The sequence below is a fragment of the Humibacter antri genome (genome assembly GCF_054777235.1).
Map to the genome: position 1 here is coordinate 56,787 of NZ_BAAHAW010000039.1, position 22,901 is coordinate 79,687.

At 67.1% G+C, this 22,901-nt stretch carries 26 protein-coding genes; 14 read left to right on the forward strand and 12 right to left on the reverse strand.

Features of this window, described 5'->3' with window-relative positions; translation table 11 throughout:
• Positions 1-249: 249 nt before the first annotated feature.
• The 3 genes from ACYVDK_RS15055 (at position 250) to ACYVDK_RS15065 (ending at position 1,603) form a co-directional block, all read left to right on the forward strand.
• Positions 250-654, forward strand: coding sequence for a DUF7144 family membrane protein (locus tag ACYVDK_RS15055; RefSeq protein ID WP_460523180.1), 405 nt, complete (start codon positions 250-252; stop codon positions 652-654).
• 132 nt (positions 655-786) lie between these two features.
• Positions 787-1,293, forward strand: coding sequence for a MerR family transcriptional regulator (locus ACYVDK_RS15060; RefSeq protein WP_460523182.1), 507 nt, complete (start codon positions 787-789; stop codon positions 1,291-1,293).
• Positions 1,277-1,603, forward strand: a complete 327-nt coding sequence (locus tag ACYVDK_RS15065; RefSeq protein WP_460523184.1) for a thioredoxin family protein — start codon at positions 1,277-1,279, stop codon at positions 1,601-1,603. Before ACYVDK_RS15060 ends, ACYVDK_RS15065 begins: the two co-directional genes overlap by 17 nt.
• Before the next feature lie 28 nt (positions 1,604-1,631).
• Here ACYVDK_RS15065 and ACYVDK_RS15070 read toward each other — a convergent pair whose 3' ends face one another.
• Genes ACYVDK_RS15070 through ACYVDK_RS15085 form a run of 4 tightly spaced genes read right to left on the reverse strand, consistent with a single transcriptional unit; the run spans position 1,632 to position 5,780 of the window.
• A complete protein-coding gene (locus tag ACYVDK_RS15070) occupies positions 1,632-2,753 on the reverse strand; it encodes an ABC transporter ATP-binding protein (protein ID WP_460523186.1) in 1,122 nt (373 codons plus the stop codon).
• Positions 2,750-3,622: an ABC transporter permease gene (locus tag ACYVDK_RS15075; RefSeq protein ID WP_460523188.1), complete on the reverse strand. Its 873-nt coding sequence runs from the start codon at positions 3,620-3,622 to the stop codon at positions 2,750-2,752. The genes ACYVDK_RS15070 and ACYVDK_RS15075 overlap by 4 nt, the downstream gene beginning before the upstream one ends.
• A complete protein-coding gene (locus ACYVDK_RS15080; protein ID WP_460523190.1) occupies positions 3,619-4,551 on the reverse strand; it encodes an ABC transporter permease in 933 nt (310 codons plus the stop codon). The genes ACYVDK_RS15075 and ACYVDK_RS15080 overlap by 4 nt, the downstream gene beginning before the upstream one ends.
• 32 nt (positions 4,552-4,583) lie before the next feature.
• A complete protein-coding gene (locus ACYVDK_RS15085; protein WP_460523192.1) occupies positions 4,584-5,780 on the reverse strand; it encodes an ABC transporter substrate-binding protein in 1,197 nt (398 codons plus the stop codon).
• A gap of 231 nt (positions 5,781-6,011) precedes the next feature.
• Here ACYVDK_RS15085 and ACYVDK_RS15090 point away from each other — a divergent pair, with 231 nt between their 5' ends.
• Positions 6,012-6,425, forward strand: a complete 414-nt coding sequence (locus tag ACYVDK_RS15090) for a VOC family protein (protein WP_460523194.1) — start codon at positions 6,012-6,014, stop codon at positions 6,423-6,425.
• 65 nt (positions 6,426-6,490) lie between these two features.
• Positions 6,491-7,543: a DNA polymerase domain-containing protein gene (ligD, locus tag ACYVDK_RS15095; RefSeq protein ID WP_460523196.1), complete on the forward strand. Its 1,053-nt coding sequence runs from the start codon at positions 6,491-6,493 to the stop codon at positions 7,541-7,543.
• A 150-nt stretch (positions 7,544-7,693) separates the two neighbouring features.
• Here the strand turns inward: ligD and ACYVDK_RS15100 are convergent, their stop codons facing one another.
• The 5 genes from ACYVDK_RS15100 to ACYVDK_RS15120 all read right to left on the reverse strand — a co-directional run bounded on the left by ACYVDK_RS15100 (position 7,694) and on the right by ACYVDK_RS15120 (position 11,941).
• Positions 7,694-8,749, reverse strand: coding sequence for an ATP-dependent DNA ligase (locus ACYVDK_RS15100; RefSeq protein ID WP_460523198.1), 1,056 nt, complete (start codon positions 8,747-8,749; stop codon positions 7,694-7,696).
• An 82-nt stretch (positions 8,750-8,831) separates the two neighbouring features.
• A complete protein-coding gene (locus ACYVDK_RS15105) occupies positions 8,832-9,737 on the reverse strand; it encodes a DNA-3-methyladenine glycosylase family protein (protein WP_460523200.1) in 906 nt (301 codons plus the stop codon).
• Entirely contained in the window at positions 9,734-10,321 is a 588-nt protein-coding gene (locus ACYVDK_RS15110; RefSeq protein ID WP_460523202.1) for a methylated-DNA--[protein]-cysteine S-methyltransferase, read from the reverse strand. Before ACYVDK_RS15110 ends, ACYVDK_RS15105 begins: the two co-directional genes overlap by 4 nt.
• Positions 10,318-10,809, reverse strand: coding sequence for an RNA polymerase sigma factor (locus ACYVDK_RS15115; protein ID WP_460523204.1), 492 nt, complete (start codon positions 10,807-10,809; stop codon positions 10,318-10,320). The genes ACYVDK_RS15110 and ACYVDK_RS15115 overlap by 4 nt, the downstream gene beginning before the upstream one ends.
• A gap of 97 nt (positions 10,810-10,906) precedes the next feature.
• Entirely contained in the window at positions 10,907-11,941 is a 1,035-nt protein-coding gene (locus ACYVDK_RS15120) for an LLM class flavin-dependent oxidoreductase (protein WP_460523206.1), read from the reverse strand.
• A gap of 119 nt (positions 11,942-12,060) precedes the next feature.
• Between ACYVDK_RS15120 and ACYVDK_RS15125 the strand changes: the two genes are divergently transcribed.
• A complete protein-coding gene (locus tag ACYVDK_RS15125) occupies positions 12,061-13,281 on the forward strand; it encodes a YihY/virulence factor BrkB family protein (protein WP_460523208.1) in 1,221 nt (406 codons plus the stop codon).
• A 77-nt stretch (positions 13,282-13,358) separates the two neighbouring features.
• A complete protein-coding gene (locus ACYVDK_RS15130) occupies positions 13,359-13,664 on the forward strand; it encodes a hypothetical protein (protein WP_460523210.1) in 306 nt (101 codons plus the stop codon).
• An 11-nt stretch (positions 13,665-13,675) separates the two neighbouring features.
• Here ACYVDK_RS15130 and ACYVDK_RS15135 read toward each other — a convergent pair whose 3' ends face one another.
• Positions 13,676-16,150, reverse strand: coding sequence for an ATP-dependent DNA ligase (locus ACYVDK_RS15135; RefSeq protein ID WP_460523212.1), 2,475 nt, complete (start codon positions 16,148-16,150; stop codon positions 13,676-13,678).
• 74 nt (positions 16,151-16,224) lie between these two features.
• On the opposite strand from ACYVDK_RS15135, the gene ku reads away from it, so the two are divergent.
• The 3 genes from ku (at position 16,225) to ACYVDK_RS15150 (ending at position 18,520) form a co-directional block, all read left to right on the forward strand.
• On the forward strand, positions 16,225-17,079 hold the full coding sequence (gene ku / locus ACYVDK_RS15140) for a Ku protein (RefSeq protein WP_460523214.1): 855 nt from the start codon (positions 16,225-16,227) through the stop codon (positions 17,077-17,079).
• A 187-nt stretch (positions 17,080-17,266) separates the two neighbouring features.
• Positions 17,267-17,599 (forward strand): DUF7882 family protein, encoded by a 333-nt coding sequence (locus ACYVDK_RS15145; RefSeq protein ID WP_460523216.1) that lies wholly within the window; start codon positions 17,267-17,269, stop codon positions 17,597-17,599.
• A 33-nt stretch (positions 17,600-17,632) separates the two neighbouring features.
• A complete protein-coding gene (locus ACYVDK_RS15150; protein WP_460523218.1) occupies positions 17,633-18,520 on the forward strand; it encodes an NUDIX domain-containing protein in 888 nt (295 codons plus the stop codon).
• 185 nt (positions 18,521-18,705) lie between these two features.
• Here ACYVDK_RS15150 and ACYVDK_RS15155 read toward each other — a convergent pair whose 3' ends face one another.
• Both ACYVDK_RS15155 and ACYVDK_RS15160 read right to left on the reverse strand, forming a co-directional pair.
• Positions 18,706-19,161: a hypothetical protein gene (locus ACYVDK_RS15155; protein ID WP_460523220.1), complete on the reverse strand. Its 456-nt coding sequence runs from the start codon at positions 19,159-19,161 to the stop codon at positions 18,706-18,708.
• Positions 19,162-19,170: 9 nt separating this feature from the next.
• Positions 19,171-20,007 carry a DUF1295 domain-containing protein gene (locus tag ACYVDK_RS15160; protein WP_460523222.1) on the reverse strand — a complete coding sequence of 279 codons (837 nt, stop codon included), beginning with the start codon at positions 20,005-20,007 and terminating at the stop codon, positions 19,171-19,173.
• Positions 20,008-20,219: 212 nt separating this feature from the next.
• Here ACYVDK_RS15160 and ACYVDK_RS15165 point away from each other — a divergent pair, with 212 nt between their 5' ends.
• The 4 genes from ACYVDK_RS15165 to ACYVDK_RS15180 all read left to right on the forward strand — a co-directional run bounded on the left by ACYVDK_RS15165 (position 20,220) and on the right by ACYVDK_RS15180 (position 22,693).
• On the forward strand, positions 20,220-20,828 hold the full coding sequence (locus ACYVDK_RS15165; RefSeq protein ID WP_460523224.1) for a CDP-alcohol phosphatidyltransferase family protein: 609 nt from the start codon (positions 20,220-20,222) through the stop codon (positions 20,826-20,828).
• A 17-nt stretch (positions 20,829-20,845) separates the two neighbouring features.
• On the forward strand, positions 20,846-21,316 hold the full coding sequence (locus tag ACYVDK_RS15170; RefSeq protein ID WP_460523226.1) for an FHA domain-containing protein: 471 nt from the start codon (positions 20,846-20,848) through the stop codon (positions 21,314-21,316).
• Positions 21,316-22,020, forward strand: coding sequence for a MerR family transcriptional regulator (gene ftsR, locus ACYVDK_RS15175; RefSeq protein WP_460523228.1), 705 nt, complete (start codon positions 21,316-21,318; stop codon positions 22,018-22,020). Before ACYVDK_RS15170 ends, ftsR begins: the two co-directional genes overlap by 1 nt.
• A gap of 124 nt (positions 22,021-22,144) precedes the next feature.
• Positions 22,145-22,693: a MerR family transcriptional regulator gene (locus tag ACYVDK_RS15180; protein WP_460523230.1), complete on the forward strand. Its 549-nt coding sequence runs from the start codon at positions 22,145-22,147 to the stop codon at positions 22,691-22,693.
• The last annotated feature ends 208 nt before the right edge of the window (positions 22,694-22,901 follow it).

Sequence of the window (22,901 nt, forward strand, 5' to 3'; positions counted from 1 at the left end):
TTCAACACCCTCCGGTCACTGGTATTCCCGGTGCCAGCGAGTCGCACCTGCCCCATACCGTGGCTTGAGCTTGTCTCCCGTGGGTTGAGCGCCCCGTCCCCGTTCCCGTGGGTTGAGCTTGTCGTTCCCGTGGGTTGAGCTTGTCGTTCCCGTGGGTTGAGCGCGCCGTTCCCGTGGGTTGAGCTTGTCGAAACCCGGGAATGCCCCCACGCTCGCTACGTTGAACGCATTCCCACGACAGGAGTACGAATGAGCGCAGCAGCCCGCCGTCCGGCCGGAGTGACCCTGATCGCCGTTCTCGCGTGGATCGAGGGTGCGCTGAACATCGTCGCGGGCGTGCTTCTCCTGGTGTTCCAGCACGAGCCCACCGTGCGCAGCGCGTGGTCGAGTAGCGCCTCGCTGATCACGTCCGCGATCCTGTCGATCCTGTTCGGAGTCGTGGTCGTACTCATCGCCGGGGGCCTGCTGCGCGGCTCGAGCAGTGCCCGCGTCGTGGTCACCATCATGCAGTTGCTGGCCATCGCGACGGATGCCTTCACCGCCTGGGCGTTCCCCGGCCAGTTCGCGTGGGCCGCGATCAGCGCTCTGGTCTCGCTGATCATCATCATCCTGCTCTGGACGGGACGTGCCTCCGACTTCTTCCGCTCGCACTGACGGGGCGTCGGTGGCTTTCTGGATGCCGGCATGCAGCAGATCCGAGCGTGACATCCGCTCACCGCTTGACCTTGACCCGTGGGGCAACGTTTAGCGTGAACGAGAGGCGGATGGTTCGACGGGAGGGCTGGCATGAGGATCGGTGAGGTCGCACGCCGCGCCGGAGTCAGCGTGAAGACCGTGCGTCATTACGAATCGCTCGGTCTCGTCGGTTCGTCGCGCCTGCCGAACGGGTACCGGGACTACGCCGAAGACGTGCCGCGCCTGGTGGCCGAGGCGCATGAGCTGGGCCGCGTCGGGTTGCGCCTGACACAGACCCGACCGTTCCTCGACTGCCTGGCCGACGGCAACGCCAACGGCGACGACTGCCTGGCCACACGTCCCGCCTACAGTGCGGCCATCGAAGACCTGACGAGACGGATCGACGAGCTCGAACGCAGGCGGTCAGCACTGCAAGCGCTGCTTTCCACGGCCGAATCGAGGACTGGCGGATCGAGCGCTCCCGGATCGAGCACTCCCGGATCGAGTGCCGCTCCATCGAAGACCGTGCGGTCGAGGGCTGCCGAGACAGGGCGCGCCGGCCGCGAGAGCCACGAGAGCCACGAGGAAACGAAGGAGAACCATGATCATCGCAGATGAGCAGACGTTCGCGTCGACGCTCGAGCATGCCGAGACACCTGTGCTCGTCTACTTCTGGGCCACCTGGTGCGGGCCGTGCCGGGTACTCGGGCCGACGCTCGAGCGTATCGAGTCCGACCACTCCGACGCGTTCACGATCGTCAAGGTGAACGCCGACGACAGTCCTCGCCTCGCCGCGGAGTACGGCGTGATGGCTGTGCCGAGCCTCAAGCTCGTCGTGGACGGCGCCGTCGTGCGAACCATCGTGGGCTCCAAGCCCCGCGCTGCGCTGGAGGCGGAGCTCGCTCCCGTGTTGGCTGCAGCTGTCTGACTTTGCTCCACCTCGGCCCGACGCCCGTTCACCGCGGTCGAACGACGGCGGGCCGCCCCTTGAAGCGCACCAGCACCGCCGCATCCGGCACGGGACGATCCCGTGCGTCGTGTTGCACCGCCAGCACTGTGCCGTCCACCAGGCGCACGGTCGTTCGCCGCACGGATCCGAGGAAGCTCGAGGAGACGACCACACCGGCCGCTCCGTCCGCATCGCCGCTTGTCGCGTCGAGCAGCGCTACATCCTCGGGGCGCACCGAAGCCTCGACCTCCCCGTCCGCCGGATCGCCCAGAATGGGGATTCGCTGACCGAAGACGATCACCTCGGCGCCCCGCGCGCGACCGGGGAGCTTGTTGCTGAGTCCGACGAAGTCGGCAACGAACGGTGTGCCGGGCTGGAGGTACAGCTGCTCGGGCGTGCCGATCTGCTCGATCGCGCCCGCGTTCATCACGGCCACGCGGTCGGCGATCGCGAGCGCTTCCTCCTGGTCGTGCGTGACGAACACGGTCGTGATTCCGAGGTCGCGCTGAAGGCGCCTGATCTGCTCGCGCAACTGCACCCGCACTTTCGCGTCCAGAGCCGAGAGCGGCTCGTCGAGGAGTAGCACGCGCGGCCGGATGACGAGCGCGCGGGCGAGTGCCACCCGTTGCTGCTGCCCACCGGAGAGCTCGTGTGCATAGCGATCGCCGTGCCCGCTCAGCCCCACCAGACCCAGGGCCTCGGTTGCGCGTGCAGTGCGCGTGCGAGCGTCGACCTTGCGCATCCGAAGCCCGAACTCCACGTTCGCTCGGGCCGTGAGATGAGGGAACAGCGAGTACGACTGGAACACGACTCCGATATCGCGTTTGCTGGCAGGTACCCCGACGACGTCGGTGCCGTCGATGCGGATGCTGCCGGCATCCATCTGCTCCAACCCGGAGAGGGCGCGCAGCATGGTGGTCTTTCCGCAACCCGATGGCCCGAGCAGGGCGACGAACTCGCCGGGGTGTATGTCGAGGCTCACCCCCTGCAGCGCCCGGTGCGACCCGTACGCCTTCACGATGCCTTCGAGTTCGACCGACGTCCCCCTGACGGTCAGCGGTGCAGTGGTCTCTCTCGGGCCGAGCGCGGCGCGGTCGTCGGTGGATGTCGCGGGCGTGGTGACGGTCATCGTGCTGCCCTCCTGATGCGGCTGATCGATCCGGCCCTGCCGATCACCAGCAGCAGTGCGAACGCGAACACCAGCGCGAACACGGCGAAGATCGCCGCGACGTAGGGGTCGGTCTGCTGCAGCAGATACAGCGCGGTCTGGAACGTGTTCTGGTTGAGGAACGAGGCGATGGTGAACTCCCCGAGCACGACGGCGATGGTGAGGAAGCAGGCGGAGAGGAGCCCCCGCCGCAGATTGGGCAGAATCACTCGGCCCAGCACCGAGAACCAGCCGGCACCGAGTGAGCGAGCGGCCTCGCCGAGCACCACCACGTCGAGCGCGGTGATGTTCGCGTGAATCGGCCGGTACGCGTACGGGAGCACGATCACCCCTATGGCGAACGCGAGAGTCCACGGCACGCTGCCGAAGACTCCGGCCATCGCCTGGTACACAGGTACGAATCCGACGACGAGCACCACCGTCGGCACGGTGATGGGCAGAAGACAGACGAACTCGATCGCACGTCGAAGATGCGGGTAGCGCAGTTCCGCCAGCACGATCGTCGGCACCAGCAGGAACAGGATGATCGCCACCGTGATCGCGCAGATCACCAGCGAATTGCCGATGCCCTCGAAGAGCTGGTCGTATGTCAGCTCTTGGCGCGGATCGAAGATCGCCGCATAGTGAATGAGCGTGAATGCACCCGGGTCTCCCGAGACACGGAACGTGAAGAGCAGCAACGCGGCGATCGGCAGCACGAACACGACTCCCGTCGCAACGAGGATGGCCGTGCTCGTGACCCTGTTCGGAGTCGCGCCGACGCTGGGTGCCCGCAACGTCCGCTTCGCCGGCACCGGGACCCGCTTCGCAGGCAGCGTGCCCGCGGTCATCGGTGCATCCTTCGCTCCCACCGCAGCGAGCGGCGTTGGAGCGCCGAGTACGCGCTCATCACGACGGTCATGACCGCGACCATGCCGAGCGCCAGCACGCCGGCGGAATCGGAGACGCCCACGATGGTCTCACTGGTCAGCTGCCGCTTGATCGACAGGGGGACGATTCCGCCCTGGTCGATGAGCGCTGCCGCGGTGGCGAACGACGAGAACGCGTTGGCGAACAACAAGATCGTGCTTCCCCAGAACGCGGGGGCGAGGATGGGGATGGCTATCCGCCGCCAGTACGCGACGCGGGACGCGCCGAGCGTCGCGGCCGCCTCGCCCCATTGTGTCTTCAAGCCCTCCGCTGCCGGCATGAACGTGATCACCATGAGCGGGATCGAGAAGTACAGGTACGGGAAGACGAGTCCGCCCACCTGGTAGAGCAACGGCCCGCGCGCCGACAGGGAGTTGAGGTCGAAGCCGAAGGTCTGCTTCAGCAGCAACGTGAGTACGCCCTGGATGCCGATCAAGGCGATGAAGGCGAACGCGAGCATGATGCCGCCGAACTGGGCCAGCACGCTGGAGGCGGAGTCCACTACCGTGCGCAGGGCGCCGTCCGGCCTGGTGCCCAGGAGCGCGAAGCAGATGACCGCGCCGACGAGGGCGCCGATGATCGCCACGACGGCCGAGACCCAGAACGAGTTCACGAAGTCCTTGATGACCGACGGATCGGTGAACGCAGCGAGATTGGCGAAGGTGAATGCCCCGTCCTTCGTGAAGAATCCGCTCGCCACGGCATACAGGGTGGGCACAGCCAGGAACAGCACGACGTAGATCGCGAACGGTGTGAAGCCGAGCCACCCGGCCCGAGGGCGTCCGAGCCTGGTGGTCCTGACGCCCTCGGCTTTGGCGCCCGTCGCGATCTCGGTGGATGCGGCAGTCATCGCAATCCGTTTCCGATGAACACGGGTAGGGGTCAGCCGACGGTCGTCGACCACTTCGAGGCGAGCAGAGTGCCCGCCGCGGTGGTCTGGTCGGCGGTGAGCTGCACGAGGTTCTTCGGCGGCTCGCCCACGGTCTTCAACACGTTCTCGTCGACCGTCTTGTTCGCGATCATCGCCTTGAGCGTCGCCGGGTAGGCGCCCGAGCCCAGGAAGAGGTTCTGCACCTCGGGGCTGTAGACATACTCCTCCCAGAGCCGGGCGGCTGCCGGGTCCGGTGCATCGGCGTTGATCGCCTGGTTGTAGTAGCTGCCGAGCGCGGTGCCGGGAAGAATCGTGGTCTTCCAATTCGGGTTTCCCGCGGAACCCCCGGCCGCGCCCCATGCGAGATTGTTGTAGCTCCATTGGATGACCACCGGCGTCTCACCCGAGTTCACCGTCGCCTGCGTCGGCAGCACGGAGAGAAAGTTGCCCGCCTGCTTCAGCTTGCCGAAGAAGTCGATTCCCGGCTCGATGTCGTCGGCCTTTCCGCCTGACTGCAGATCGGCCCAATAGACGGCGCTCGCAGCCTCGTTGGCCTGAGTCGGGTCGCCCTTGATCGCAACCTTTCCCTTGTAGTCGGCACCGAGCAGGTCGTCGAGCTTCTTCGGCGCCGACTTGATGACCTTCGAGTCGTATCCGACCGACATCAGACCGGTGTAGTCGTAGTACCACTTGCCGCCGGCATCCTTGTAGTGTGCGGGCAGGTCAGCCCAGTTCTTCACCTTGTACTCGGCCATCATGTCGAGGTTCTGCTCGAGAACGGCCGTACCGAGGTCGAAGACGTCCGGCGCGGTGCTCTGGCCCTTCTGAGACGTGGCTGCGCTGATCTCGTCGGCGCTGGAACCGTTCGGGTTCGTGGAGTCGACCGTGATCTTGGGGTACTTCTTCTCGAAACCGGCGATGATCTTGCCGTAGTTCGCCCACGAGGGTGGAAGGGCGATGACGTTCAGGTGACCCTCCGCGTTCGCGGCCGCGACGAGGCCGTCCATGCCGCCGAAGTCGGCGGCCGACACAGCCTTCTGGGCCTGAGTCTTGGTGAGCATCTTGGAATCGGCGGCGCTCGCCGCTCCCGTCCCGCTACCGGCGCATGCCGTGAGCGAGAGGGCGACGGCCGTGGCCATGGCCACGGCGCCGGCGAGGCGCCGGGCACGTCGCGAGCCCACGAAACGGGCGATCGCGCGTTGTTCCATCGAGGAGTCCTTCCAGGTCGTTTCTCGGGTGGGTCGTGATCGGTGAGGACCGCAACCGCATCCACTTTGCAGGTGCCGGAAGGCGCGAACGGCCGATTCCATCTGCCGGTCATCAGATGTTCACCTCGGTGATTCGCCCGGCGGCAGCCTCCGACGCGCTCGACGCGTGACGCGCACGCCGGCCGAGCGTAAGGTGTGGGTCGACAGCGTCACCGATGAAGGAGAGCAGTCATGTCCGTCGTTCTCAATCCCTACCTGAGCTTCCGCGACAACGCTCGCGAGGCCATGGAGTTCTATCAGTCCGTCTTCGGCGGCGACCTCACCGTGAGCACGTTCCGCGACTTCCACATGGAGGAAGACGAGAGCGAGCTCGAGAAGGTCATGCACTCGCAGCTGAACGCGCCCGGCGGCCTCATGCTGATGGGTGCCGACACTCCGAATCGCATGGAGTACACGCCGGGCGGGTCGATCACGGTGTCGCTGAGCGGCGACGACGAGCCGCGCCTTCGTGGCTACTGGGACGGCCTGTCGCATTCGGCCACCATCGTCGAGCCGCTGGAGAAGGCGCCGTGGGGTGACTGGTTCGGCATGCTGGTCGATAGATTCGGCGTGAACTGGATGGTGAACATCTCCGGTCAGGGTTGAACCCGAGCGATCACGACCGGCGCCGGTCGACCGGATCCCCGCACACGACTGACGACGAGGAACGCATGGCAGACGAGACGACGCTGGAGATCCGAGGGCCGGAAGGCACGCGTGCGGTGCGCATCAGCCATCCGGACCGGGTCGTGTTCCCCGAGCCGGGAATCACCAAGCTCGACCTGGCGCGCTACCTCGAGGCGGTCGCCGAACCGTTCCTGAGGGCGAACGGCGATCGTCCGATCTCGCTGCAGCGCTTCCGCGACAGCATCGACGGCGAGCAGTTCTTCTCCAAGAACCCGCCGAGGGGAGCCCCTGCCTACATCCGCGATGTCGAGGTGGTCTACCCGAGCGCGAGATCGCATCCGCAGCTCGTGCTCGATGAGCCGGCCTCGGCGATCTGGGCAGTGCAGATGGGCACCGTCGTCTTCCACCCGTGGCCGTCGCGCGCCGACGACACGGACGATCCGGACCAGCTGCGTATCGATCTCGACCCTCAGCCCGGCACCGACTTCGACGATGCGGTCCCCGCCGCCGTCGAATTGCGCGCCGTTCTCGCTGAAGCCGGACTGGATGCCTACGTCAAGACGTCCGGGAATCGCGGCCTGCACGTGTTCGCGCCGATCCGGCCGGAGCATGAGTTCCTCGATGTGCGACACGCCGTGATCGCCGCAGCACGCGAGTTGGAGAGACGCATGCCGGATGCCGTCACGACCGCCTGGTGGAAGGAGGAGCGCGGGCGAAAAGTGTTCGTCGACTTCAATCAGGCGAACCGCGACCGCACGATGGCCGGTGCGTACAGCCCGCGCGCTCTGCCGCACGCGTCCGTGTCGTGCCCCGTCACGTGGGAAGAGCTGGAGTCCGTGGATCCCCGGTCGTTCACTGTGCTGACAGTGCCGGACCGGCTCGCCGCCGTCGGCGATCCGTGGGCTGACTTCGGCGAGCGACCCGGAAGCATCGAGGTGCTCCTGTCATGGTGGCAGCGCGACCTCGACAACGGGCTGGGCGAATTGCCGTTCCCCCCGGACTATCCCAAGATGCCCGGTGAGCCGCCCCGGGTGCAGCCCAGTAAGAAGGTGGCCGGGAACTGGGATCAGCGCGGCAACCGGGTCGACGCCGACTGAGCCACCGCCGGTCGGGCATGCTGCCGCCGTCTGAGCGTGGGTCCGAGCTGCCGTTTTCGGTGCGTCGCAACGCGACGGACGGCCGAGGGGCGGGGAGCGAAACCCGGCCCTGTGCCACGGGTTTCGACAGGCTCAACCAACGGCGGTGGCTTACGCGATGACGCCCGACAGATCGTAGGCGACCGGGCGCTCCAGCTGATCGAACGTGCACGAGCGGGGTTCCCGGTCATCCCGCCATCGGTCGAACTGCACCGTGTGCCGGAACCGCGGGCCCTCGAGCTGGTCGTACCGCACCTCGAGCACACGCTCAGGGCGAAGCCTGACGAAGGAGACGTCTTTGCTGCCGGAGAACCTGCTGCGATCGGTCTCGCCCTTGATCATCTCGCCGTTCTCATCGCGTTCCACGAGCGATTCCAGCTCGTCGACGAGTTCGAGTCTTCGTGCATTGCTGAACGCTGATGCTCCGCCCACGTTCCTCAGAACGCCCTGGTCGTCGTAGAGGCCCAGCAGCAGCGACCCCACTCCCCGGCCACTGGAGTGCACCCGGTAGCCGATGAGAACGACGTCCGCCGTGCGATGGTGCTTGACCTTGAGCATCGTGCGCTTGCCGGGGGAGTACGGCGCCGCCAGCGGTTTCGCCACGACGCCGTCGAGGCCGGCTCCCTCGAACTCGACCAGCCAGCGGCGAGCGAGTGCGGCATCCGTCGTCGTCTGGCACAGGTACAGCGGATGCTCCCACCCGGCGGCCAGCTTCTCCAACGCGCTCCGGCGCTCCGCGAACGGCTGGCCCAGCAGATCGTCGCCCTCCAGCGAGAGCAGGTCGAATGCGACGAACATCGCCGGAGTGGTTTCCGAGAGCATGGCGACGCGGCTGGCGGCAGGATGGATGCGCTGCGACAGCGCCTCCCAGTCGAGCCGTTCCGACCCGGGCCGCCCGGTGCGAACGACGAGTTCGCCATCCACGATGCACCGGGGCAGTTGCTGCGCGAACGCGGTCACCAGTTCGGGGAAGTACCGGGTGAGCGGCTTCGCCCCTCGGCTGCCGATCTCCACGTGGGCCTTCTGGTCCGTGCCGGTCTCGACGCCGACGATCCCGCGGAATCCGTCCCATTTCGGTTCGTACGACAGGCCGCCCTCTATCGTCTCCGGTTCCGGAACCGCGTCGACAGCGCGAGCGAGCATGGGAGCGGGAAGTGATGCGGCCATGTTCCGATCATGCCGTCTTCGCACCCCGGGCGACAGTGTGCTGCTCCCGTGCGCTGACTCCCGTCCCCGATGGCGTGAACGCTCACTCGTGCGACGCCGATGCGGCGGTCGTGGTTCTCGTCGCTGCGGTGCGACCGGTCGCATCCGCCGTCCAGAGGTGCATGGTGGCGTACGCGCGCCACGGCCGCCACCGCTCGCCGAGTTCGAGCGCCTCGGCCGGTGAGATGTTGCCGAGCGCTCTGCGCAGCACGAGGTCGCCGACCGGAAACGCGTCCGGATCCCGCAGCACGCGAAGCGCGAGGTAGTCGACGGTCCACGGCCCGATACCGGGCAATGAGAGCAGTTCGGCGCGCACGCCGGCGCGGTCCGCGTCGCGCACGACCCGCAGGCCCGAGGCGAACGCCTGGGCCACGGCGATGACGGTTCGCGCGCGAGCGAGCGGGATGCCGACCGCCGCGCGCAGCTGCGCCAAATCGGCCGACGCGACAACCTCGGCCACGGGAAAGGCGATCAGCCCGTCATCGCTGTGATCCCCGTCGGCACGGGCGCCGTACGCGGCCGCCAGACGTCCGGTGAACGTGCGGCAGGCAGCCAGCGAGACCTGTTGGCCGAGCACCGTCTGCGCGGCTGCCTCGAAGGCATCCGGATGCCCGATCACCCGCAGTGCGGGTCGCCTCCGCACCAGAGGGCCCAGCAGCGGGTCATCGGCGAATGTCGCTCCGACCGCATCGATGTCGGTGTCGAGGTCGAACCACTCGCGCACCGCATCGACCACCTCGGGCGACGCTGTCCCGTCCACTTCGACTCCGTCGTCGCGCACGGCGACCGTCACGCAAACCGGCGACGAACCGGATGCGGTGCTCAACAAGCGGGTGACGGTCCCGTTCGCGAGGTCCACGTGTTCGACGCCCGGCACACCGTGCCGCACGAGCGAGTCGAGCACCACGTCGCGTTCCAGGCGGCCGGCGAGAAACACGGGTTCGCTCACGCAGCGGCCTCCAGGGCGAGCAGGGCCCGCTTCGCCTCGAGTCCGCCCGCATAGCCGCCCAGCGAGCCGTCGCCGCGGAGCACGCGGTGGCAGGGCACCACGAGCGGTAGCGGGTTGGTCGCGCACGCGCTTCCCACGGCACGGAACGCGCGTGGCCGGCCGGCAGCATTCGCGAGTTCGGCGTAGCTCGCCGTGTGCCCGTATGCGATCGTGGGCAGGAGCCGCTGCACTTCGCCGCGGAACCCGCGGCTGAGCGCGAAGTCCAGTGGCAGGTCGAACCCGGTGCGGCGCTTCGCGAAGTACTCCTCGAGCTCGGTCGCGGCGCGATCCAGTCGTGCCGGTGCCTCGAGCACGCGCGGGCTGACGCGGTCGGCGAGCGTCTGAAGCACGACGTCGAATCCCTCCCGTTCGAACGCGATGCGCACGATGCCCTGCTCGGTCGAGGCCACCAACAGTCTTCCCACCGGACTGTCGACGACGCGGTAGCCCACATCGATCAGCCCGCGTTCTCCGGCCTCGCGTGCCAGCCGGGCGTGAAGCACGCTCAGTTCAGCGCGGGTCGTCTCGTTCTTCGTCTCGTTCATCGCCCGGCTCCCATCGTGCGTCGCAGCTTACGGATGCCGTCGGCGGCTGCGCGCCGTGCCGCCTCCGTGGTTCCACCGATGATGTCCGCCACTTCGCGATAGCCGAGCCCGCCCAGATAGTGGTAGGTCACAGCCTGTCGCTGTCGGTGCGGAAGAACTGCGACCGCCTGCGCGACCGCGTCTGCCTCAGCTCGGGCCTCGACCGCGTCCTCGGGGATTCCGAGCGTTCCCGGCTCCTCGGGCATCCGCTCGACGGTGAGCGCTCGACGGCCCTGAGCGCGCAGCAGGTCGATGCACTTGCGGCGCGCGATCGTGACCAGCCACGCCTCGACGTTGGCGTCGGCGGGCAGCCGCGGGTAGGCATCCATCGCGGCCAGGAACGTCTCAGACCAGGCGTCGTCCGCGTCGTGTGCGACGAGCATCGATCGGCACACGCGCAGCACGACGGTGCCGTGTGTTCGCACGACCGACTCGAAGGGTAGGAGCATCATCACAAGGTAGACGCTGCCGCCGACGAGAACGTGAGATTCCTCCGCCGGTTGAGCTTGTCGAAACCCGTGGCGGAGTGGCCGGGTTCCGACAAGCTCAACCGGCGGTGCACAGCAGGTCGCGCACCATGGGGATGACCTTCGTGCCGTAGAGCTCGATGGAGTGCTCGAGCAGTTCGTGCGGCATGGGGCCGTTCGCGTACTTGAGGTCGAACCGGTCGACGCCGAGAACACGGATCGCCTCCGCGATCCGCTTTGCGACGGTCTCCGGCGAGCCGACGTACAGCGAGCCGTGTCGCACCTCGCTGACGTACTGCTCGTTGCTCTGCGGTGCCCACCCGCGTTCGGCACCGATGCGGTCCATCGTCGCCTTCTGGTAGGGGTGGAGCTGCTCCATCGCCAGTTCATCGGTGTCGGCCACGAAGCCGGGAGAGTGCATGGCCAGCGGCATCGGCTCGCGCCCGAACTGCTCCTGCGCGCGTTTGTACAGGTCGACGTACGGCGCGAAGCGTGCGGCGTTCCCGCCGATGATGGCCAGAGCCATCGGAATGCCGTACCTAACGGAGCGGATCACGCTCTCCGGGCTGCCGCCGACGCCCACCCACGCCTTCAGCCGTCCGGACTCGGTCTTCGGGTACACCGACTGGTCCCTCAGGGGAGCACGCACCGTGCCGTTCCAGGTGACGGGATCCTCCTGACGCAGCAGGCTGAACAGTTCGAGCTTCTCCTCGAAGAGCTTCTCGTACTGTGTCAGGTCGAAGCCGAACAGAGGGAACGATTCGGTGAACGAGCCGCGGCCGAGCGTGACCTCCGCGCGGCCGTTCGAGAGGGCATCCAGCGTCGCGAACCGCTCGTACACCCGCACCGGGTCGTCCGAGCTCAGCACGGTCACGGCCGTGCCGACGGTGATGTTCTTGGTGCGCGCCGCGATCGCCGACAGCACGATGTCGGGCGCGCTGATTGCGAAGTCGGCCCTGTGGTGCTCCCCGATGCCGAACGCGTCGATCCCGAGCGCGTCGGCGAGCACTCCCTGTTCGATCACCTCGCGAATCGTGCGGGCAGCCGAGCCCTGTGCGCCGTCTGCCTGCAGCGGAACGTCACCGAACGTGTCCAAACCGAACTGAACGGCCACGAGACCCTCCTTGTTATCTATGCGTTTGCATGTTCTATGAACGCGACGGCCCGCTCCATCATTCCTTGTGGCACGCAAGGGGGTGGGGAGCGGCGACGTTCCGTCGTACCGTGACGATCATGGATGCGCTCGACCTCGCGAAGAAGCACACCAAGCAGGCTGCGAAACGCACGCGAAAGCTCGTCGACGCTCTTCACGAGCACGAGCACGAGCACGAGCACGAGCACGAGCACGAGCACGAGCACGAGCACGAGCACGAGCACGAGCACGAGCACGAGCCGCCGTCGCCCGCTGAGCAGAACCTGCGTGCGCGCGAGGCGAGGGCCGCGGCGTCCACTCACTATGGCCGCATGCCGATCAAGTACGTGCTGGGCCGCACACTGCGCGAGTACGGCAGAGACGGATGCTCCGACCTCGCCGCCGGCCTCACCTACTTCTCGATCCTCTCGGCTCTGCCTGCACTCCTGGCGCTCGTATCGGTTCTGGGACTGGTGGGAGCGGGGCAGTCCGGATCGAAATCGCTCCTCGAGGTGGTCGGCACCCTCGCGCCGGAGCAGGTGCGGCCGGCGCTTTCCGGCCTGCTCTCACAGCTGACCTCGTCGACGGCCGCCGGCATCGGTCTCGCGATCGGCATCGTCGGCGCGATCTGGTCCGCGTCGGGTTACGTCGGCGCGTTCACCAGGGCGGTCAACCGCATCTATGGTGTACGGGAAGGACGCGGCGCGGTCGTCCTGCGATCCCAGCAGGTGCTGATCACCATCGTCGTGCTCGCGCTGGCAGTGCTCGTCGTTCTGTCGCTCGTGTTGAGCGGACCGTTCGCGCGCAGCATAGGGCACGCTATCGGGGTGGGCGATGCCGTGTTCACCACGTGGGAGATCGTGAAGTGGCCGATGATCGGCGTAGCCGTGATCGTCGCCGTCGCCGTCGCCGTCGCCGTGTTGTTCTTCGGTGCTCCGAATCTGCGCAAGCTGCGCATCCGCTACGTGGCGTGCGGTGCAGCGGTCGCGGTGATCGTCATGGTGCTCGGCTCGCTCGGGTTCGGCTTCTACGTATCGAACTTCGCGAGCTACAACCGGGTGTACGGGGCGGTCGGCGGCCTTCTCGTCGCCCTGCTCTGGATATGGCTTGCGAACCTCGCGCTCGTCGTGGGAGCCGAACTCGGCTCGGAACTGGAGCGCGGACACGAGCTGTCCCTCGGCGAGGCCGCAGAGATGCGGGTGCGCTTGAGGGTGCGCGGCGACACGTCGTACGTGAAGGCGGAGATGAAGCTGCATGCCGATGAGCGAGTCGGTGCAGCAATCCGGCGAGCTGCCGTCACCTCTGCGCCCGCACGGGGTTAGCCTGGCAACGTTCCTCCTGCACAGCGTTCACTGACCACCAGGCCGGTCGATCCGGCCACACGACAGGGAGACACACGATGATCGCGTCCATCCTCGAGAACGACAGCGTGCATTTCGACCACCGGGGCGGCCGCTACGTCGTGCATCGGCTGGGTCCGGCCGACTGGGTCGTGCGCGGGGACGACGGCCGCACGATCGGATCGCTCACCGTCATCGCCCCGGAGGGCGAGGAGCACGAACCGGTCTACGGAGGGCTCCTTCCCGGCCAGACCGAGACGGACTACGAGGGTTCCGACTGGGAGTCGATCGTGCGCGGTCTGGTCAACGAAGACCTCGACGCCGACCCGGAGTACTCGGGCATCCCGAGCCCAGCCGCACCCTGACCGGACTGGTCTCAGCCTTCCCGCACGACGTCCTTCGGGTCCTTGTCCGGCCGCCATCCCCGCCATGATGGTTGCCGCAACCGTCCGCCGCGCGTCCACTCCGCGAACTCCACCTCGGCCACCAGGGTGGGTGTCACCCAGTGCACACCGCGGGCATCGGCCTTCGGGATGTCGCCGAAGGGGTCGGTGTCGGCCTCCAAGTTCCCCAGTCGCTTGGCGATATCGTCGAGGTCGGCGTCACCGAACCCGGTGCCGACCTTGCCGACGTAGGTGAGCTTCTCGGCGTCCGGGATGTTTGCGTGCGGGATGCCGGCGTCCGGGATGCCGAGGAGCAGTGATCCGATCCCGTTGGCACGGCGCCCTTCTCCCGGTTTCCAACCGCCGACCACCACCTCCTGGGTGCTGTGGTGCTTCACCTTGATCCAGGCGGTGGAGCGCTTGCCGGAGGAGTAGATGGACTCCCTGTCCTTCGCCACGATCCCCTCGAGGCCCGCTTGCCGGCTGGTCGCCATGGCCTTCCCGATCGGCCCGCTGACGACATCGGGAACCTGCAGCACGCCGTGATGCGGATCGGTGACGACGTGCTCGAGCGCCGCGCGGCGCACCTCGTACTCCTCGCCGGTGATGTCGTGTCCGTCGAGTTCGAGAATGTCGAACGCGTAGTACCGAACGGGCACTCGCGAGGCCAGGTGTGAGATCTCGGTCTCGTTCTGCAGGTTCATCCGCTGCTGGAGCAGTCCGAAGTCCGGATGCCCGTCATTCAGCGCCACGATCTCGCCGTCCAGCACACCGGGGGATCGCACACCATCGACGATCGCCGTCAGCTCAGGATATTGTGCGGTCACGTCGTGGCCGTTACGGGTCATGAGCCGGACGGCGCCGTCCTGCACAGAGACGAGGGCGCGGATGCCGTCCCACTTGTTCTCGAAGACCCAGCGCTCGTCGTCGCGCTCGAGCTGGGACTGGGTGCCGAGCGTGGCCAGCATGGGGGAGTAGTCCCTGCGACGGGACTCGAGGGTCATCCGATGGATCAGCCAGTTCTTCGCGTCGGCCTCGCTGGAACTGCTCGAACTCCCGCTCGTCGAATGGCCCCCGCGCATGGAGTCGCCCCCGCCCACCGAGTTGCCGGTGCGGATCAGCGCCACCTTCGCCGGTTGCCCACCGAGCCCGCCGTCTCGCGACGGATGCAGCGTGACGATGACCTCCTCACCCTCGCGCCACTTCTCCAGGTCGTAGACCCCTGAGTCCCAGATGTCCACGTGACCCGCACCGTATTCCCCGCGCGGAATATCTCCCTCGAACCCGCCGTAGTCCAGGGGATGGTCCTCGGTGTGCACGGCCAGGTGATTCTCCTTGGGGTCCGTTGGAATCCCTTTCGGCAGCGCCCAGCTGACCAGAACTCCGTCGCGTTCGAGCCTGAAGTCGTAGTGCAACCGTCTCGCCGCGTGCCTCTGGATGACGAACGAGCGGCCGTTGGTCGTCGTCGGTGTGCCTTTCGGCACGGGCTCCGGCGTCTTGGCGGCGTTCCGTTTGCCGCGATACACGGTGAGGCGGTCGGCCTCGCCCGGGGTGTGCGGCGTGGTCTCGACGAGCGGGTCGTCATTGGTCGCCATGCGCTTCAGCACCTCTTCGTACCCCAGCTGCGTCAGCTTCGACGAGGCGAGTTCGTGCCACGTCCGGGGAGCGGCGACCATCGGATGCGCCCTGCCGCGTAGCGAGTACGGGGCGATCGTCGTCTTGTTGGCGTTGTTCTGGCTCCAGTCGATGAACACCTTGCCTGCGCGATCCGCCCGCTTCATCGTGCTGATCACCTCGTCCTTGTGATCGGCCTCCAGCGCTCGGGCGAGCTCGTGCGCCACCTGAGAGACCTGGTCGGAGGTCTGCGCGCCGTCGAGCCGGGCATACAGATGGATGCCCTTGCTTCCGCTCGTCACAGGCACCGGCCCGAGCCCCATGCCGATGAGGATCTCCCTGATCCAGAACGCCGCCTCGGCGCACTCGGCGAGGCCGACGCCTTCGCCCGGATCGAGATCGAGCACGAGTCGGTCGGGATTGCGCCGCGCGCCGCTCGGTTCCGTCTGCCACTGCGGCACGTGGATCTCCAGCGCGGCGATCTGGCCGAGCCACGCCAGCACGGCCGCATCGTTCACCAGCGGGTAGACGTTCGGATGGTCCTTGTGTTCGATCGTCACGCGTGGCACCCAGTCGGGTGTGCCCTCGTCGAGGTTCTTCTGAAAGAACGGCGCTTCGGGATGCCCCGCTGTGCCCACCCCGTTCGGCCACCGTTTACGGGTCGCCGGTCGACCCTGCGCATGTTCGATCAAGTGCGGCGCGATCTGTGCGTAGTACGCGATCACCTCGCCCTTTGTCGTCCCGGTCTCCGGATAGAGCACTTTGTCGAGGTTGGTCAGCTTGAGCCGCCGCCCATCGATCTGGACGATCTGCGAGTCGCTCGCCCGTGTGCTCGCCGTCCGCTTGGTGGCCATGCACCGACGGTACGCCGCCGCCTCGTCACCCGGCCCCTTGCCCTTCCGGTCGTTCAGGCTGTGCAATAGACGGTATGCGAGCCATCGGAAAGCGGGTGATCGCCTTCGGCCTGGTGAATGTGCCGGTCAAGATCTACAGCGCGACGGAAGACCACGACGTGTCGCTGCACCAGGTGCACGACCAGGACGGCGGTCGCATCCGTTACAAGCGCACGTGCGAGATCGACGGCAAGGTCATTCCCTACGAGCACATCGCGAAGGCGTACGAATCGGGCGATCAGACGGTCATCCTCACCGACGACGACCTCTCTTCGTTGCCGGAGGAGCGCAGCAACGAGATCGAGGTGGTCGAGTTCGTACCCGACGATCAAGTGGATCCTCTGATGTTCGAGCGCAGCTACTATCTCGAGCCCGACTCCAAGTCTGCGAAGGCGTACGTGCTGTTGCGCGAGACGCTTGAAGCAACGAACCGAACCGCGATCGTCCAGTTCGCACTGCGGCAGAAGACACGTCTCGGTGCACTTCGCGTGCGCGACGGAGTACTCGTGCTGCAGGGATTGCTCTGGGCCGACGAGGTGCGCAAGCCGGAGTTTCCGAGCCTGTCCGAGAACCTGCGCATCACGGACAAGGAGCTCGACATGTCGGCCAAGCTCGTGGCCAGCTATGAAAGCGACTTCTCGCCGGAGAAGTTCGAGGACGACTACCAGATCCAACTGAGGAAGCTCATCGACGCCAAGCTGGAGCAGGGCGAGACGATCGACACCGAGGCCACGTTCGGCGAGCAGGGCGACGGGGAGAAGGGCGAGGTGCTCGACCTTATGGAGGCCCTACGACGCAGTGTCGAGAAGAACCGGGGCTCCAAGAAGAGTGGCACGTCCGGTGCAGATCCCGACGAGAGCAGCCGACGTACGCGCAAGAAGGCCGGCTGACGCGGGCACGCCGTTCGCGCCGGCCGAGTGGAGCGAATCGTCTGCCCAGTCCCGACTACCCGGTTGAAGCATCCCGAACAGTACGACGAACGGCGCAATCAGTGACGTCGTGACAGTCCTGGCCGAGGTCGCCGGTCGGCGCATCGCACGACCGGCGCGTGCGCATCCATGCTGCGATGATGGGCGGATGGGATATCTCATCTACGGCTCCGGTGCCGAGTACGAGATCGACGACCGCACTCTGGCCCATCTCAAGATCGCGATCATCGTCAAGTTGCGGCTTCAGGAGAGCTTTCTGATCAACTGGACCGTTCCGGCCGAAGAAGGATCCGGACGCGTCAGCCTCTGGGTATCCCCGGCGATCCCGTTGCAGTTCCGATTCTCGGGGTCTCGCCCGCCCGAGCTCAACCGGGTATGGCTCGAGGCCATGGCGCTGTCGTCGCACGGCACCCGCGGCATGGTCGTCTTGCCCGAGGCGGAGGCCGAGGCGTTCGTGGCCTCGGCACCGAGCGCCGGTTAGTTGTCCACGTCGCAGGCCGGAGACGATGCCCGGGTGCCGCTGCAACGCCGTCCGCACGGTAGCGGCGACGCGTGGGTCGAGGGTCCGGACGGTCGCAGGTTCTGGGGAACGTTCGGTGCGGCCGGGCTGCTGTTGGCCAGGCGCGACGACGGCGTTCTGCTCCAGCACCGGGCGGAGTGGAGCCACTTCGGTGGTACCTGGGGTCTGCCGGGAGGCGCACGCCATCGCGGCGAGAGCGCAAGGGACGGTGCTGTCAGGGAGGCGGTGGAAGAGGCCGGTGTTCCCGCTCAGCTCGTTCGCTCGAAATTCCTGTCGCTGCTCGACCTCGGCTGGTGGTCGTACTCCACGGTCGTCGCGGGAACCGACGCGCCGTTCGCACCCGTGATCGGGGATGCCGAGAGCATCGAGGTGCGCTGGGTTCCGGTTGCAGAGGTTGCCGAGCTTCCGCTCCACCCAGGGTTCGCCGAGCGTTGGCCATCGCTGCGCAAGGATCTGTTCCGCGATCCCGTCGTCTTCGTCGACGCGGCGAACGTCGTCGGCTCACGTCCGGATGGCTGGTGGCGGGATCGACCGGGCGCCGCGTCCCGACTCGTCGAGCACCTCGTCACGCTCGCAGAAGCAGGGTGGCCCGCGGAAGCGCTCGGCCTACCGCACCAGACGTGGTGGCCGCGCGTCGTCGTGGTGCTGGAAGGCGAGGCGAAGCGCATGCCCGACCCGGCGCATCCGTCCGCACCCGACATCGTGCGTGCCGGCGCGGACGGTGACGCGGCCATCGTCGCGCACGTGCAGTCGCGTCCCGATCCCGCAGAGTCGATCGTCGTCACGGCGGATCGCGGTCTCATCGACCGTATTCGCGCGCTGGGCGCCAGTGCCGCCTCGCCCGCTGCGCTCTGGCGCGCCATCGACGCGATCGCTGGTTGAGCCCGTCGACGCGTCCGCTGGTTGAGTCCGTCGGCGCGTCCGCGGTTGAGTCTGTCGGCGCGTCCGCGGGTTGAGCGTGCCGACGGGCCCGCTGGTCGAGCTCTTCCCGCTGGTTGAGCTCTTTCCGCTGGTTGAGCCTGTCGAAACCCGCACCGCTCGACAGACGTCGTTGGCCCGATGGCCGATCAGGCGGTGGACAGCTCTTGCGTCAGCGACGCCTTCCACTTCACGACCGAGCGCACGGTCGGGCTGGCGTCCTCCGCCAGCCGCGCCATGACATCCTCCGGCACGAAGTAGTTCGCGGCGACCCAGCCGCGCACCAGCTCGGAGCGGTCGCCGGCGAGGTCGCGCAGCACATCGCACGGCGTCGCCTCGTTCCGCGCAACGCACGCGCGCACACCCTCTGCCGGATCGCGCGCCAACGCCTCGAACAGGTCGGCAGGAGTGTTGTAGCTGCTGGCGACGCTTTCCCTGATCTTCGGGTTGGCGTTGGTGGCCAGAAGGCGCAGCCGTCTGATCTTGCTCTCGGTGACCGGCGGCGCGGGATGCAGTGCAGCCACCTCTTCCGACGTCAACATCGCGGGCGCTGCGCGCCGCATCGCCTCACGCTGAGCAGGAGTGTTGAACCGGATGCACGACATGGCTCCAGGCTAACGAGCACCGCGTGCGTGCGTCACTCCGAGCTTCGGCGCGTGCGGGAACCACGGCACGATCGGCGACGTCTCGGCCTGATACTCGGCGTACTCCGCATAGCGGCTGCGCGAGATCGACTCGGTGAAGATGGTGGAGCCGATGAAGAGCACCGTGAGGAGCACGGCGCCGAGCACCGTCCACTGCAGCACGGATCCGGCCGCGATCGCACCGAAGAAGAAGAAGACCCACCACTGGCCCTGTTCGAAGAAGAAGTTGGGGTGACGCGAGAAGCGGAACATACCCGACCGCAGGAACCGCGGGTGCGGTTCGCGGCCGGCGGCGGCTTCCGCAGCCTTCCAGCGGTGGAAGTCCCACTGCTGCTGGTCGGCGATGGTCTCGCCGAACAGGAAAGCGACGAAGACGGCGACGGCGACGACATCCAGCAGCGTGAACGGAGTCTGGTGCTGATACGCGGTCCACGCCGGGAGCGTGAACAGGAAGATCAGCACGTTCTGGAAGATCACGATGAACAAGAGGTTGAACAGGAACCACTTCCAGCCTGCGATCCGCGATCGCAGGAACGCCCAGCGGTAGTCCTCGCCCCCTGCCGCGTACCCGCCCTTCCTCGCGAAGTTGAAGGTGAGCCTGGCACCCCAGAGCGTGACGAGAGCGGCCATCACGTCCAGCCGTGGGTCGGTGAGGCCCGCCGCGATCGCATACACCCACACGTAGACGACCGGAACGATCGACCAGATGCGGTCCACCCACGAGTACTCCTTCGTGAGCAGGGAGAGCACCCACGTCACCACGCAGATGGCCGCGAGAATCCAGAGGCAGACGATCACTGGGGGCATGTACCGAATTCTATGAGCGCGGTGGAGCCTGGAGTGAGGGGCAGGCGGGCTTTCGCCGCTCAGAGACTCAATCGGGCCGGCCGCGCGAGCAAGCTCGCGCACCCGACCCTCAATCGCCTCTATCGTGGCGTTGCCGCTCAGAGACTCAATCGGGTCGGCCGCGCGAGCTTGCTCGCGCGCCCGACCCTCAATCGCCTCTAAGATTGCGAGGCGTGGAACAGGCATCAGGCGCGGTCTCGTCTCGGGTGCTCACCGTCCCCAATCTGCTGAGCTTCTTCCGGCTCGCGCTCGTACCGATCTTCCTCTGGTTCGTGATCGCCGGATGGGATGCCTGGGCGCTCCCGGTGCTCATCGTCGCGAGCGTCACGGACTTCTTCGACGGCTTCCTCGCCCGACGTCTGCACCAGGTGTCGCGGCTCGGTCAGCTGCTGGACCCCGCCGCCGACCGGCTCTACATCTTCGCGGCCCTCATCGGCCTGGCCTGGCGCGAGCTGCTGCCATGGTGGCTGGTGGCAGCCATCATCGCCCGCGACGTGATGCTGCTGGTGCTCGGCATCGTGTTGGCGAATCATGGCCACGGTCCGCTTCCGGTTCATCACCTCGGCAAGATCGCCACGTTCGCACTGCTGGTCGCCCTGCCTGTGCTCATGCTCGGCGAGGCGTTCCCTGTGATCTCGTGGGCCTCGCAGCCGGTCGGCTGGGCCATCGCGATCTGGGGTGCGTTCCTCTACTGGTGGGCGGGCATCCTCTACATCCGGGAAACCCGCCGTGTGGTTCATGACTCGGCTGTCGGCGGGGGCGCGGCATCCGATACGCTTTGAAGAAGAGGAGGTCGACGGTGGCTGAGCAGAACAACCCGAACCGCGAAGCGCATTCCTCGGGGGAAGACACGACCGCCGGTTTCGGTGAGGATTTCGCCGCGGCGATGAACGCGCAGGCGGCGGGTGTGACTCCTGAGGAGCGTGAGGCGATCAGCGCCCTGCCCAGCGGGTCGGCCCTGTTGATCGTGCGGCGGGGGCCGAACGCGGGCGCGCGTTTCCTGCTCGATGCGGATCTGACGACGGCAGGCAGGCACCCGGATGCCGACATCTTCCTCGACGACGTCACCGTGTCTCGCCGGCACGCCGAGTTCATCCGTCACGGCACCGCTTTCGAGGTGAAGGACCTCGGTTCGTTGAACGGCACATACTTCGACGGCGTTCGGGTCGAGAGCGCCATCCTGACCGACGGAGCAGAGGTGCAGGTCGGCAAGTTCCGGCTCACCTTCTACGCAGCCCGCCCCGATCTGGACGCGTCGGCGTCGGCCTGATGGTGCGCGAGTCGCAGGCGAGCGGTTCCGGCCTCGCCCGTCGGCCCGCATTGCTGAGCATCGGTCAGGTGCTGGCGCAGCTGACGCCGGAGTTCCCCGATCTCGCTCCGTCGAAGCTGCGTTTCCTCGAGGAACAGGGGCTTGTCACTCCGGCGCGCACGGCGTCCGGCTACCGCAAGTTCGACGCGCACGATGTGGAGCGGCTGCGCACGATTCTCACGCTGCAGCGCGATCACTATCTTCCGCTGAAGGTCATCCGTTCCTATCTCGCCGATCAGGATGCCGGCCGCACGCCGATCCTTCCCGGCATCGGTCCCACACGACCCACGATGCTCTCCACCGGCAGGCGATTCAGCCGCGACGAGTTGCTGAACGAAACCGGAGCGTCGCAAGCTCTCCTGCAGGAGGCGATCGCAGCGTCGCTGATCGTGCCGACCGACGTGTACGGCGACGACCAGCTGACGGTGCTCTCTGCGCTCGTCGAGTTGCACCGCGCCGGGATCGAGCCGCGCCACCTTCGCGGATTGCGGGCATCGGCCGAGCGCGATGTCGGACTCATCGAGACCGCGCTCGCGCCCGTGCTGCTGCGCCGTGACGCCAGCGCACGGTCCAGGGCGGGAGAGCTCGGGCGGGAGCTCGCCGACGATCTCGAGACGGTGCGATCGAGCATCGTGCGCGCGGCGATCGCGCGCCTGGCGCCATGACTGCGAGGGCTGCCACGACACGCCGCACGGTTCGCGCGGATGTCATTGATCGCCTCACCGGGCACGGTTACCGTGGTAGGTACGCCGCGCGTGAGCGGGGTACCTGGGGTGAGAGGGAACGCGCATGACCGAAGTCCGTCGGAATGACGACGCTCGCTACGACCTCGGGTTCCTCTTCACCGATGGCCTGCCGGAGATGGATGACGTCTCGGGCTACCGCGGCGCCATCGCCGCAAGAGCCGCGGGAATCAGCTACCGCCAGCTGGACTACTGGGCGCGCACCGGGCTCGTCGAGCCCACGGTGCGCGGTGCGGCGGGCAGCGGATCGCAGCGTCTGTACGGCTTCCGCGACATCCTGGTGCTGAAGCTCGTGAAGCGACTGCTCGACACCGGCATCTCTCTGCAGCAGATCCGCACAGCCGTCGAGCAGCTCCGTAAGGAGGGCGTGAACGACCTGGCTCAGACCACGCTCATGAGCGACGGCGCCAGCGTCTACCTGTGCACGTCCGACGACGAGGTCATCGACCTCGTCGGGCGGGGCCAGGGCGTGTTCGGCATCGCGGTCGGCAAGGTGCTGCGCGAGGTGGAGACGAGTCTCGTCGAGCTGGATGTGCAGACATCCGACCCCATGGACGAACTCGCAGCCCGTCGCGCCGTGAAGAAGATCAGCTAGTCGGTTGTGTTCGCGGCTTCGCCGCTCGACAACTTCCATCGGCTCGGCCATGCGAGCAAGCCCGCATGGCTCTCGCCTTCCCTGCTGCTACCCCGCACGCCGCTGAGGCGGCGCGCGGGTCCCCTCGCGGCGGGGGCCCAGTCAGACCCTATGAGGGTGGGGTTTGAGTTGGGGCTTGATGGCCCAGGGCCTCACGGTGCAGATTCGT